The organism is Gordonia sp. (in: high G+C Gram-positive bacteria) (assembly GCF_020438995.1).
Lineage (GTDB): Bacteria > Actinomycetota > Actinomycetes > Mycobacteriales > Mycobacteriaceae > Gordonia.
On the sequence record NZ_JAGQTN010000281.1, the window covers coordinates 1 to 11965 of the forward strand.

At 65.1% G+C, this 11965-nt stretch carries 12 protein-coding genes; 4 read left to right on the plus strand and 8 right to left on the minus strand.

From position 1 onward, the window contains the following. The first annotated feature begins 127 nt into the window (after positions 1–127). Positions 128–1066, plus strand: coding sequence for a phosphatase PAP2 family protein (locus KDB67_RS19965; RefSeq protein ID WP_291019729.1), 939 nt, complete (start codon positions 128–130; stop codon positions 1064–1066). Between the two features lie 6 nt (positions 1067–1072). On the opposite strand, the gene KDB67_RS19970 is transcribed toward KDB67_RS19965, so the two are convergent. From KDB67_RS19970 to KDB67_RS19990, 5 genes are all read right to left on the minus strand, one after another. Beyond that, positions 1073–2251, minus strand: a complete 1179-nt coding sequence (locus tag KDB67_RS19970) for a Wadjet anti-phage system protein JetD domain-containing protein (protein ID WP_291019732.1) — start codon at positions 2249–2251, stop codon at positions 1073–1075. Next, positions 2248–5649: an ATP-binding protein gene (locus tag KDB67_RS19975; protein ID WP_291019735.1), complete on the minus strand. Its 3402-nt coding sequence runs from the start codon at positions 5647–5649 to the stop codon at positions 2248–2250. Before KDB67_RS19975 ends, KDB67_RS19970 begins: the two co-directional genes overlap by 4 nt. Before the next feature lies 1 nt (position 5650). Beyond that, positions 5651–6247 (minus strand): DUF4194 domain-containing protein, encoded by a 597-nt coding sequence (locus KDB67_RS19980; protein ID WP_291019738.1) that lies wholly within the window; start codon positions 6245–6247, stop codon positions 5651–5653. Continuing rightward, complete coding sequence (locus KDB67_RS19985; RefSeq protein WP_291019741.1) at positions 6244–7701, minus strand: DUF3375 domain-containing protein; 1458 nt, start codon at positions 7699–7701, stop codon at positions 6244–6246. Before KDB67_RS19985 ends, KDB67_RS19980 begins: the two co-directional genes overlap by 4 nt. Before the next feature lie 64 nt (positions 7702–7765). Beyond that, positions 7766–7966 carry a hypothetical protein gene (locus KDB67_RS19990; RefSeq protein WP_291019744.1) on the minus strand — a complete coding sequence of 67 codons (201 nt, stop codon included), beginning with the start codon at positions 7964–7966 and terminating at the stop codon, positions 7766–7768. Positions 7967–8216: 250 nt separating this feature from the next. Here KDB67_RS19990 and KDB67_RS22435 point away from each other — a divergent pair, with 250 nt between their 5' ends. Then, positions 8217–8393 (plus strand): HipA N-terminal domain-containing protein, encoded by a 177-nt coding sequence (locus KDB67_RS22435; protein ID WP_366852636.1) that lies wholly within the window; start codon positions 8217–8219, stop codon positions 8391–8393. Positions 8394–8641: 248 nt separating this feature from the next. Here the strand turns inward: KDB67_RS22435 and greA are convergent, their stop codons facing one another. The 3 genes from greA to KDB67_RS20005 form a co-directional block, all read right to left on the minus strand. Then, the gene (greA, locus tag KDB67_RS19995; protein ID WP_291019747.1) at positions 8642–9136 is read right to left on the minus strand and encodes a transcription elongation factor GreA; all 495 of its coding nucleotides are present in this window, start codon (positions 9134–9136) and stop codon (positions 8642–8644) included. A 191-nt stretch (positions 9137–9327) separates the two neighbouring features. Further along, positions 9328–10047, minus strand: a complete 720-nt coding sequence (locus tag KDB67_RS20000; protein WP_291019754.1) for a queuosine precursor transporter — start codon at positions 10045–10047, stop codon at positions 9328–9330. 89 nt (positions 10048–10136) lie between these two features. Further along, positions 10137–10562: a DUF4307 domain-containing protein gene (locus KDB67_RS20005; RefSeq protein WP_291019749.1), complete on the minus strand. Its 426-nt coding sequence runs from the start codon at positions 10560–10562 to the stop codon at positions 10137–10139. Positions 10563–10649: 87 nt separating this feature from the next. On the opposite strand from KDB67_RS20005, the gene mca reads away from it, so the two are divergent. Both mca and KDB67_RS20015 read left to right on the plus strand, forming a co-directional pair. Continuing rightward, on the plus strand, positions 10650–11501 hold the full coding sequence (mca, locus tag KDB67_RS20010; RefSeq protein WP_291019757.1) for a mycothiol conjugate amidase Mca: 852 nt from the start codon (positions 10650–10652) through the stop codon (positions 11499–11501). Continuing rightward, positions 11501–11815, plus strand: coding sequence for a hypothetical protein (locus tag KDB67_RS20015; protein ID WP_291019752.1), 315 nt, complete (start codon positions 11501–11503; stop codon positions 11813–11815). Before mca ends, KDB67_RS20015 begins: the two co-directional genes overlap by 1 nt. Positions 11816–11965: the final 150 nt, after the last annotated feature.

Below are 11965 nucleotides of genomic sequence, written 5' to 3' on the forward strand. Positions count from 1 at the left end.
GCATCTGACGGGCCTGTCGCCGTGGGCCGCCACCTTCACCGGACGCCCAGGCGTTACTCTTGGTCCTTGGTGAGTCGCACATTCGTGTTCCTGAAGATTTCACCCAGACGTTACCGGTGGGGAGGCCATGTCCATAACGGCTCAAGACGAATCGCAGACCCGGCCCGCTGATCAGGCGGGCCGTGGTGCGCGTGTGTTCTTGTGGCTGACCTGGGCGCGGACTTACTTCTCTGTGCCGCGGTGGTGGCTGGAGCTGGCGGTCATCTACTCGATCTACCGGATCTACTCCTACATCCGCAATCTCGGCGGCAAGGACGTCGAGCCGGCGTTCCGGCACGGCACCGCCGTCCTGGACCTGGAGAAGAAGCTGCACATCGACGTCGAGATGTCGCTGAACCGCCTCGGCGAGCACTTCACGATCGTCCGGGACGTCGCGTCGGTGCACTATCACACGCTGCACTGGTGGATGACGATCGGAACCGCGGCGTGGCTGTTCATTACCAACAAGGCCGGGTATCGGCGTGGGTCGTTCGTGCTGATCCTCACCACGCTGATGGCGCTGGCCGGCTTCTACCTGATGCCGACGGCCCCACCGCGCATGTACGACGGCTTCGTCGACACGCTCGCGGAGACGTCGTCGTGGGGCTGGTGGAGTCCGTCGGGATCGCCGGGACCGGACTCGCTGAGCAACCAGTTTGCGGCGATGCCGTCGCTGCACTGCGGCTGGGCCATCTGGTGCGGCCTGATGATCGTGCTGTACGCGAAGCGGACCTGGGTGCGGGTGCTCGGCGCGCTGTACCCGGTGTCGACGATCCTCGTGGTGATGATCACGGCCAACCACTACATTCTCGACGCCGTCGCCATCATGGCGGTCATCGCGGTCGCCGTCGCCATCGTGTATTCGCCGTGGAGTGCGATTGTCGCGGCGGCGTTCGGGCGGCGTGACGCGCAGTCGGTCACCGTCGACGCCGCCGAACCCGAGAGTGCCGTGTTGCCGGGAGCGCTACAGCAGATGTCGCCCGCTCTGGCATGCGAGGACGCCGACAGGGTGGGCGACGTCGTCTAGGCGCGTCTAGGCGGTGTCGTCGGCCACCACTTCGGCAAGGTTCACCGGCAGCCGGATGCGTTCCTGCTCCAGCCTGACGCCGCGGCCGTGCACGTCCTCGACCAGCTCCCGGTACAGCGCCGATTCGGCCTCCGTCAGATGCCGTAGCGGCCGGTCCACGGGCGACGATTCGGTGCCCCACTGCGTGCGATGGGCCAGCAGCGTCGGCCTGTCCATCAGAAACGACCGGGTGTGCGGCGCGGTGACCCGGACGCGGTCGAGGATCGCGAAACCGTGCGTGTCCAGATCACCCCAGTAGTAGACCCGCTTGTCGCGCAGCCAGCCAAGACCGCCCACGGCCGCGGCCGCATATCCGCCACCGAATACGAGCACCGCCCGCGGACTCGCGGGAAACGACAGATACGTGGCGAGATTCTCCACTATCACCACGCTGTCCACGTCCAGCGGCATCCGGGCCAGGTCGGCGACCCGCACCTCCACATCATCGAAACCAGGCAGCGGTGAGGCGACGTCCGGATCGAGAAAGCGCAGGCGAATGCGAGCGGCTCCGGTGGCGAATCCGAAACGCCCGGCGATCGACTTCTCAGTGGTGTCGATGAGATCGGGGGCGACGACGAGCGGGCCGAGTTCGAGCAGAACGGTGCGGTGCGATTCGATGAACTTGGTGTCTATGCCGGGCGCGTCGACCTCCCGCAACTGCCGCCCGGATCCCGCGTTGGCCGCGATCCAGGTCAGGGCGGTGACCAGGTCGCCGAACTCGTCGCCGTGTCGCAGTGCGCGGCCGGGTTTGGCCGCGACCCACTCCCACAGCAAGGGATACCCCGACGCCTGGGCCAGCATCCGGGTGTGCCGTCGACGCTCGTCCGAGGTCCCCAGGAAACCGGTCAGCGCGGCGAGCGAGGTGACGCGCACCCGTGCGGGCAACTCGTTGACACCGAACTTGCGGCCACCGACCGTCCTGGTGAGCACTTCGATGTGGGGGGACCGGGCGGCGCGGTGCCAGGTGGTCACCCAGTCGCGTACCTCGTCGAACCGCTCACCGAGTTCGCCGGCCCGTGGTCCGCTGATCGGCACCTCCACCGTCTCGAACCTGTCGCCGCGGGCGGCGGCGGTGAGGTAGTCGCCACGATCCCAGCGTCTGCGCAGGCGCGCGGTGACATCGGCGGGGGTGGTCCAGCCGGTCATGTGCCTGTGTCGTCGCCGACGATCGTGATCATCTCCCGCAGATCTCGTTGCGTGCGGTACTCCTCGATGGTCAGGCATTGGAGCTGCGAGTTGCTGCCGGTCCGGTTCTCCACGTAACCGACCGACGACACGAACGGTTCGATCGTGTAGATCTTGGTCAGCGGCGTCACGATCAGCAATTGCAGGCCGAGCTTGCGGAACAGCGACAGGGCGTAGCGGGCGGATTCGTCCGATCCGCGGCCGAACGCCTCGTCGATCACTACGAACCGGTAGTCACGGGAAGCGGTTGCGCCCCACTTGAGCTCGAACTGATACGCCAGCGACGCGGCGAGGATTGTGTAGGCGAGCTTCTCCTTCTGCCCGCCCGACTTGCCGTCGGAGTCGGTGTAGTTCTCGAACTCGCGGTCGTCGTCGCGGAAGCGTTCCGATGCCGCGAAACTCACCCAGTTGCGTACGTCGGTGACATATCGGGTCCATTTACGGTCGATGTCGGTGCTGCCTTCGCGGCCCCGGAAACGTTCGACGAGAGCTTTGACCTCGAGGAACTTCTCCTCCGCGTAGTGGTCGTCGGCATCGGCGTCGAAGGTGCCGTCCGAGCATCGGCGCAGCCGTTCGCGGAACTCGCGGATCTCGGTGTTGGGTGATCCGGTGACCTCGAGCCGCACATAGCGTCCCGGGTTGTAGTCGATGCCGACCAACGATTCGTTGATGGTGTCGATCTTGCTGTGGATCTTCTGTTCCTCGGTGTCGAGTTTGGCCTTGAAGTGCGCGATGTCGCGGATCGCGTTGGTGTTCAGGTAGGTCTTGAACTCGGATTCGAACCGGGGCAGGTCGTCGTCGGCCAATCGCCTTCGCAGAGAGTTGAATTCATCGGCCGCGGCGATATCGGCGTCCATCTCGGTGGTCAGCACCGGATGGTTGCGTTTGAACTCCGACATCTTGTTGACCACCCGGGTCGCCAGAGTCTGGGCGCGCGCGGACTGCCGTTCGGCCTCGTCGGTGAGGTCGGCGGCCAGAGTGCCCTGCAGCGTGGCACAGCTCGCAAGGGTGAGCCGCCCGCCGCCGACGGACTTGTGGACGGCGGCGTCGATCGCCTCGGCATGATCGAGGTGGCGGGCAGCGTCGTCGGTGGCCAGGATCGCGCGCGCGTCGTCGCGTCCGGCGGTGGCCCGCGCCAGTGCGTCCTCGAGCCGGGAGATACTGCCGAGCAGGCGATCCCGGCGTCCCGTCGCCGCGGCGATCGCCTCGCCGGTGGTGGTGATCTCGGCGGTGATCTGGGCAAGCTGTTTCGACGCCTGTTCGAGTTGGGTCTTGCGCTCGCGCAGGGTCGCGGTCCTGGCCGCCTGCGACATCCAGTCGATGGCATCGAACGCGGTGAACATCGTCAGTTTGTCCAGTGCGGCCCGGCGCCGCTCCATCGAGGTCAGATGCTTTGTGTGCAAGCCGATCTCGGTGTCGACGCGATTCAGTTCGGTCTGGATGCGCTGTCCTTCGGCCAGTAGGGCCGCGATCTTCTGCTCGTTGCGCCAGCCCAGAACATAGTTGCGCCGGTCGTCGACGCGGAATCTGTCGTCCTTCTCATGCCTGCCACCGCCCGAACGGATCTGCCCGGTGGTGGTGACCGCGAATTCCTCGGTCCGGAACTGTTCGAGCGTCTCGGTGCAGATGTGACGGGCGCGTTCGTACAGCCTGCGTTCGAGCCAGTCGTAGAACGGTCCCTCCTTGATGTCGAGTTTGTGGGCGAGGGCGCCCGGCGGGGGAGTGCTCACGCCGTGCAGCGACGCCTTCGGCGGCACCTTGTAATAGACCACCCGGCCGCCGAGATGATGGCCGTTGATCCACGCGGACACCCGATCGTAGTCGTCCTGGGACACCAGCAAGGACAGACCGAAGCCACGCAGGACGCGTTCTGCCGCACCCTCCCAACGGGTTTCGTCGTCGCGGACACCGATCAGCTCGCCGACGAACGGGATCGACGCGGCGTCGGCGCCCACTCCGTCGCAGATCAGTTCACGGATACGCAGGTCGCGGTCGGGGATATTGGAGGTGCGCCCGCGCAGGCTCGCGATCTCCCCGGCCACCCGCTTGCCGTCGTCGGCGAGAGTTCTGCGGTCGACACCGAGTTCGGTAAGGGCGTTGCGCCGCTCGCTGATCTCGCCGTCGAGCGAGTCGATCGTGGCCGTCACCTCGCGTAGTCGCTGGTCGAACTGAATGCGGTCGGCCACCGACGGCAGTCCGGCGTCATCGAGGAGTGCGCTGTGGTGTGCGTGCCGTTCTGCCCGTTCGGATCGCTGCCGTTCGGAATCGGCGATCTGCTGTTCGAGCGCGGCGATCTGATCGCCGCCGAGTCCGGCCTGCTCGATCCGCAACCGGTCGAGCTGTGCCCGCAAGTCGGAGAGCTGGTCGTCGACGTCGGCGAGTTCGCTTCCGGCACTGCCCAGGTCACGATCGCACGCGCTGATATCGGCCTCGTGGAGCTCGCAGGTCCGCTCGGCGAAATAGAACCGGAGCGCCTCACGGCGGGCCCTGGCCCGCTCCGCCTTCGCCACATGGCCCGAGTAGGTGTCGTAGTCGTCGAGGAGGGGGGCGAGTTCTTCGAGCTGGCGGCGGGCCACCACGACGGCATCGTGAGCGGCGGTGAGGTCCTGGAAATGGGTGACCAGCCCGTCGACGAGAGAACCGGCGTCGAACGGTTCGAGCATGTGCTCGCGCACGAAGTCGTTGAGGTTGCCCACCGCCTTCATCGACACCGTCTGATGAAACAGGTCCATCGCCTGCCGGGACTTGATGCTCAGTGCCCGGCGGTAGTCGGAACTGTAGTCGGGAAAATGATCGTGGATGCGGGTCTTGCCCGCGCGCAGGCGTTTACGCAAGATCTTGAGGTCGGTCCCGAAGTCGGTGAAATCGGTGGTGATGTCGAGCGCCCGATCGGTGACGGTATAGAACCGTTCCGGTTGCCCGCCGTCGTTGCGCATCGAAAAGACCTGCGCGAGTGTGACCGTCTCGTCGAAGTCCTCGTTGACGAAGACTCCGAGGATCACCGAATAGCTCGATGTGCCACGCAGGGCCACCGGCCGCGACGTGCCCGTCATCTCGTTGCGCTCGGACTTGTAGTGGCCCAGCACATACGAGCGCAGGTCACGCTCGCGGGTGTCGGCGCCGGCGGCCTTGTTGTAGGCGACCCGGTTGGCCGGCAGTAACAGTGTGGTCACCGCGTCGACGAGAGTCGACTTGCCCGAACCGATATCGCCGGTGAGCAGGCCGTTGTTGCCGTCGAGCCGAAGCGTCCAGACCCGGGAGTCGAAGGTGCCCCAGTTGAGCACCTGAAAGGTGTGCAGCCGGAAACCGGCCTTGGTGTCGGAGGTCTGCAATTCGGTCGCGGAGAACAGTCCGGTCACGTCATCGTCCTTCGGTGAGTAGCCGCGCATATTCGGCGAGGTGGGTGTCGAGATCGGCGAGCCATTGCGCGTCGACGAACGCCTTGATCACCCGGCGCACCTCGAACTGCCTGTCCTGCTTGGGTATTCGCCGCACCAGGCCGAGGTCGGCGACCTTGCGCAACGCGGTGTCGATCTGGTCGGCCGCGCGTGCCTCGTTGGTGGTCTGCGGCAGGAACGGCAGCATCATCTCGGTGATCTGGTCGGCATCGAGGATGAGTCTGGTCCCGGTGTCGGAGGCGTCGAATTCGGCCAGACGTTTGCGCAGCAGCGCCAGCAGCAAGCTGGTGTGCAATGAAAGCTGGTGTCGTGGAACGAGCCTGGGAATGGACTGCTCGGCCAGATCCTCGTCGGACTTGGACCTGAGGTAGGCGTACCCTTCGGCCTCGTCGAGAATGACGGTCAGGCCCAGCGTGCCGACGTAGTCGGACACCTGCGCGGTCAGGCCGAGCAGATGCGGCCACACCGTTTCGTGAGTGTCGCGGTACACCACGCCCTTCATCAGGGCGGTGACTGCCACCGGCAGGCTCAGTTCGTTGCGGGGGACCGGTCTGCTCATCGGCGGGCGACTCCTGCCGTGGTGGCCGCGCGGGTGAAGATCACGCGCGGGATGCGGGCGGTACGGGTCACGCCGTCGTCGTCGGACCAGGTCACGGTGTCGGTGGCATTGTCATCGAAGGTCTTCGCGAACGCCGCGTCATCGAGTGCGAGGTAGGTGACCAGCTCTGCCAGACCCTGGCGCAGCGGAGCCGTCGCGACGACTTCACCGAGGGTGATCTGCGGCTGTTTGCGCAGGATCTTGTGCACGCTCTTGATGAGTGGGGCCGGGTCGACGTGCACCTGCTCGAACAGGGCCGCCGACGATCCTTCGGCGTGCCCGGCGGCGATACCGGAACTGTCCACCGAAGCGGCGGCGGGCTTCCGGTAGAGCGGGCGTTCCATCGGCAGGACGATCGCCGGTGCGGCGGCGTCGATGTCGTGGCGGAAGTCGTCGGTGCGCTGATCGCGCACGGCGATCGCGGTGGTCTCGATCCCGCGCAGCAGATCCATCACGCGGCGGTTCTCCAGCCACACCTGATCGTCGAGAAAGCGGCGCAGTTGTTCGGACAGCTGCCGCACCGTTGCCTGTGCGCGACCACCGGCGTCGAGCCAGTCGTGGTGGATATGGCCGAGCCTGGGGTCGGTGCCGGATACGCCGAGGGTTTGCACCCGCCCGATGAGTCCGGTCAGCTCGTCGAGTCTGTCGGTCGAGAGGAGCAGATCGTAGAAGGCCTGGAAGCTGCGGCCCTGGTCGGAATCGCTGATCAGGTTGCGGCTGCCGACCACCTCGTCGAGCAGCTCACCCTTGGTGCCGCCCCAGGTGGCGATGCGTTCGCGCATCTGCCGGTCGAGTGCGCGGAAATTGGTTTCCACTTCGCGGAAGTCGGACAGCAGAGCACGTGCGATGTCGGCGAACTGCTGGTAGCGATCGCTGCGGCCGGTGTCGTCGAGGACCGTGATGTCGCCGCGCTCGACCGCGTCGATCTCCGCGTCAATCTCGGCGCGGCGTCGGCGCAACTCGGTGAGGCGGATCTCCGGATCGGTCTCGGTGCCGTAGACGATCTGCCGCAGCAGCTCGAACACCGTGTTCAGGCGGGATTCGGTGCCGACGAATCCGCGTTCGCGCAACGCATTGACCCAGGCTACGGCCCGCTCGACCGATGGCGTGGCGTCGTAGTGCGGCTCGTCGCTGTCGGCGATGTAGTACTTGCGCAGCCAGCCGGCCGCGGGCGCCGACCAGTCGTCGAGGTAGGCCTTGGGGGTCTTGGGGAACGTGCCCTCGCCGAGACGCTTGTTGAGTGCGTACAACTCGTCGTCGAGCAGCGATGCCAGGTGGGATGCGGAGATCTCGCGGATGTTCTCGTCGACGAACACCCGCCCGAGAAACGACAGGATCAGCGGCGCGTTGTCGGCGCGCAACAGCCGCCAGGCGGCGCTGCTGCCGCGCAGACCCGCGATCTCATCGAACTGCATGCAGTCCAGCGTAGTAACCGGGTCTGACAGTGCGCGAAGTCGGCACGGCCGACGGCACCGGCGATCAGAGGCGCCCGCATCCGACCATGCCCACGCCACGTTCGACTACGTGAGCGGGCAGGAGCGCGACCAGTTCGGCGGGTGCCGGCTGCAGTGCCGGCGAGACCGGCGCCTGGTGTGGTTCGTCGCGGTGGGTGAAGCCGGAGATGACAATGACAACGGTCGTGGCGACGAACACCACCACTATGAACGCCAGACCGATCAACGGGTCACCACACCATCGCCAATTGTTACCAAACGGTAAGTTAAGTATCGTAAAGATGCAGCTCAGACCTTACCGCGACCGGGTGTGATTCCTTGCATGTCACGATCCAATAACCCAAATTTGGGACTTTAGTCCTGACTATACTTGGTAGTATGTCCGCCGCCTGCCGGTGCACTCGGCGTCGCCTTCGACGCCGTAGTCGACCCAGCGGCCGAGGCCGACGCGCATGGCTGATGCACTGGCCGTCTACATGGATGGAGTCCGTTGTGGGCTTCTGACACAATCCGACTCCGGGGACCTGCGATTCGACTACGACGACAACTACCGGAATGAAACAGACCCGACCCCTCTGTCGCTGTCGATGCCGACAGCGACGAGGCGGCTCACGGTTTCGCGGACGACATCGTCGCCGCTGTCGCCTCACTGACGCTGGTCGACTGAGAAGTCGAGGGTTGCAGTTGCTATGTCAGTCGGCACTTGTCGAAGTACTGCGAGTGGCCCTCCGCAACCGTTGCTCGATGTGGAGTCAGCTATTTGTACACGGCTACTCGGACAAACACGTCAGTGGTGTCCGACTCGACAGGCAGACAACCAAGCGCACGCGACGTGCGGTTGGTGCCGGATTATTGGCAACAACCGCACGTCGTGTGCGCTTTGTATGCTGTTGGGTGGGCGTCAGCTGTGGTACGGCTCGGCGCTCACGAGGGTCACCTTGACCGTCGCGCCGCTGGGCACTGTGTACTCGCGGGACTCGCCGACCTTGGCGTCGATGAGCGCGGCACCGAGCGGGGAACTCGGCGAGTAGGTCTCGATGTCGCCGTTCTTGCCGCTTTCCTCACGGGTGGCGATCAGGAAGGTTTCCGAATCGCTCTCGTCGCCGTCGTAGTAGACCTTGACCACCGAACCGGGCAGCGCGACACCCGACTGTGTCGGGGCCTCGCCGACCTTGGCGTTGTTGAGCAGATCCTGCAGCTGGCGGATACGTGCCTCCTGCTGGCCCTGCTCCTCGCGGGCGGCGTGGTAGCCGCCGTTCTCCTTGAGGTCGCCCTCTTCGCGGCGCTCGTTGATCTCGGCGGCGATGACCGGGCGGTTGGCGATCAGTGAGTCGAGCTCACCCTTCAGGCGGTCGTGCGACTCCTGGGTCAGCCAGGTCACCTGGGTGTCGGTCATGGTCACTCCTTTGTGTCGTCCGCACCCGACAGGGCGCTCACCAACTCGCGGTGCGCCCTTCCAGGGCATGTGGACTGCTCTAAATGCAGCAACACGACCCCTCGCGGAGCCGTGTGTATCCGACCATCATACCAGGTTCCAGGACGTAGATCACACGAGAACGGCGGCTAACTGCACACCTGAGCAACCACTCAGATGGCTTTTGCCCCCGCTGGTGAGGCCATACGACTCTGGGCGCGCAGCGCCTCACGATATGTCGGCTCGGCGAGTTTGAGCCGGTTGACCACCAGATAGGTCAGCGGCATCACGAGGATCTCGACGAGGGTCTTCCACACGAACCCGACGACCGTGTAGTTGACGAAGTCACCCCAGGTGGAGATGCCGAGCGCCGTTGCTGCGATCGAACAGAACACGATGGTGTCGGCCAGTTCGCCCACGACAGTCGAGGAGATGAGCCGCGCCCAGAGCTTGCCTTCGCCGGTGCGTTCCTTCATCTTGACCAGGACGTACGAGTTGAGGAACTCGCCGACGAGGTAACCGGCCAGGCTGGCTGCCAGGAATTGGGGAACCACTCCGGCGACGTCGCGGAACGCCTGCTGACCTTCGTAGAAGTCGGCCGCAGGCAGTTCGATGGTCAGCCAGAAGCACAGGGACGCGACGAGTAGTACGGCGAAGCCGGTGAGTATGGTCCGGCGCATGGCCCGGAAACCGTAGACTTCGCTGATCACGTCGCCGAGGACGTATGCGAGAGGGAAGAGGTAGAACGCACCGTCGGTGACGAGTCCGTTCATCTCGATGGGCCCCATGTTGATGTGGAGCCAGCTGTCGAACAGGACGACACCCTTGGTGGCGGTGATATTGCTGATCAGCATCACGCCCACGAAGGCGGCCATCAGCATCGGGAAGTACAGACTCGGTACGGCCGCGAAGACTGCACGCCCGTGGGGTGCGGCGTTCGCGACCTGCCCAGACTCTTCCGGTCCGGGCTGTGTGGGTTCTGTCACTCTTTATCTGCTTTCAGATAGGCGGGAATGGTGGTGGTGCACCCGAACACCTCGCCGATGACGGGTGGCTGCGACGTGCGGACAGTGGTCTTGAAACCGATCTGGGACTCTTTGCCCGGCGGGATGAGGATCTCGCGGCGACCGGTTTCGCTGCCGTCGAGGGAACGTCCGCGGACCACGCAGGCGGCCGGTCGTGACGGATCGGACCTGGTCACGGTGAATTGCACGGCCACCGTCTGTGAGTCGATGACCTCGTAGCCGGTGACCTCGCCCTTGACGTCGGTGTCGGAGTACTTGAAGTACGCGAACACCGCCAGTGCCACTCCGGCGATCACCACGAATGTCGATCCGGCGATGAACCAGCGACGCCGGCTCTGAGGGGATCGTTCGGCTGGGTACGTGGCCCGGGGTCCGCTAGTCACGCGTCAATACCTACCATGGAGCCCAGACACGTAGCTGAAGGCGAGGGAAGCGTGACTGATCTCGAGCGGCCGTCCGGACTCCGACTGATGGCGGTGCACGCCCACCCCGACGACGAATCGTCCAAGGGCGCGGCGACGACGGCGAAGTACGCGGCCGAGGGCCACGAGGTGCTGGTCGTCACCCTCACCGGTGGCGAACGCGGTGACATTCTGAACCCGGCGATGGATCGTCCTGGAATCAAGGACAACATTGCGCAGGTCCGGCAGGAGGAGATGGCCAAGGCCGCTGCCGCGCTCGGTGTGCAGCAGACCTGGCTCGGATATGTCGATTCGGGGCTGCCCGAGGGCGATCCGCTGCCCCCGCTGCCGGAGGGCTCGTTCGCCACCATCCCGCTCGAGGAGTCCGGCGAGGCGCTGGTCAAGGTGGTCCGTGAGTTCCGTCCGCACGTCATGATCACCTACGACGAGCACGGCGGCTACCCGCATCCCGACCATATCCGCTGTCACGAGGTCTCGATGCTGGCGTACGAGCGGTCCGGCGATCCGGACGCGTTCCCCGACGCGGGTGATCCGTGGACGGTGTCGAAGCTGTACTACACGCATGGTTTCATCCGGGCCCGCATGGTGGCGTTCTCCGACGAGTTCGAGAAGAACGGTCAGGAGAGCCCGTTCAAGGAGTGGCTCGCCCGCTGGGACGCACGCGGCGGCGATCTGATGGCCCGGGTCACCACACAGATCACCTGCGACGACTTCTTTCCCGCCCGCGACGAGGCGTTGCGCGCGCACGCCACCCAGATCGACCCGAACGGGGTGTTCTTCGCGGTGCCCACCGAATGGCAGCGACGGCTGTGGCCGACGGAGGAGTTCGAGCTGGCCAAGACCCGCGTCCAGACCTCGATCCCCGAGACCGATCTATTCGCCGGAATCGAGACCCCGTGATGACCACCGCACTCCAGTCGGCCACCCTGTTGCTGGCCGCGGACAATCCGGAGGGCCCCGAGTTCGGCAAGTCCTCGCCGTTCGGTCTGCTGATCATCCTCCTGCTGCTCATCGGCACAGCGCTGTTGATCTGGTCGATGAACAGCCAGCTCAAGAAGCTGCCCAAATCGTTCGACACCGACCACCCCGAAGCCGACCAGGCCTTCGACGAGGGCACCGACTCCGCCGGTGCGGTCGAGTCTGCTGTTGATCCCGCCCGCAGTCCTGGTCCGCAGGCTGAGCCGTCCGCGCAGCACAAGTCCGCCGATACATAGTCGTTGGGAGGAGGGATCCGACATTCGTCACGGCACTCAAATCTGGTCCTGATCGCTCGAGTGTTGAACGGTTTAACCGCGAAGTCCTTTGTCGGTAACTGAAACATCTACTGGCAAGAATGTTGCAGTAGAACGTTTCAGTAGATCAGA

Bases quoted from the DNA above. Each gene is read 5' to 3' on its own strand.
- greA (WP_291019747.1), bottom strand. From the start codon at position 9,136: ATGACCGACACCCAGGTGACCTGGCTGACCCAGGAGTCGCACGACCGC.
- KDB67_RS22435 (WP_366852636.1), top strand. From the start codon at position 8,217: ATGGATGGAGTCCGTTGTGGGCTTCTGACACAATCCGACTCCGGGGAC.
- KDB67_RS19970 (WP_291019732.1), bottom strand. From the start codon at position 2,251: ATGACCGGCTGGACCACCCCCGCCGATGTCACCGCGCGCCTGCGCAGA.
- KDB67_RS19985 (WP_291019741.1), bottom strand. From the start codon at position 7,701: ATGCAGTTCGATGAGATCGCGGGTCTGCGCGGCAGCAGCGCCGCCTGG.
- mca (WP_291019757.1), top strand. From the start codon at position 10,650: ATGGCGGTGCACGCCCACCCCGACGACGAATCGTCCAAGGGCGCGGCG.
- KDB67_RS19965 (WP_291019729.1), top strand. From the start codon at position 128: ATGTCCATAACGGCTCAAGACGAATCGCAGACCCGGCCCGCTGATCAG.
- KDB67_RS19980 (WP_291019738.1), bottom strand. From the start codon at position 6,247: ATGAGCAGACCGGTCCCCCGCAACGAACTGAGCCTGCCGGTGGCAGTC.
- KDB67_RS20015 (WP_291019752.1), top strand. From the start codon at position 11,501: ATGACCACCGCACTCCAGTCGGCCACCCTGTTGCTGGCCGCGGACAAT.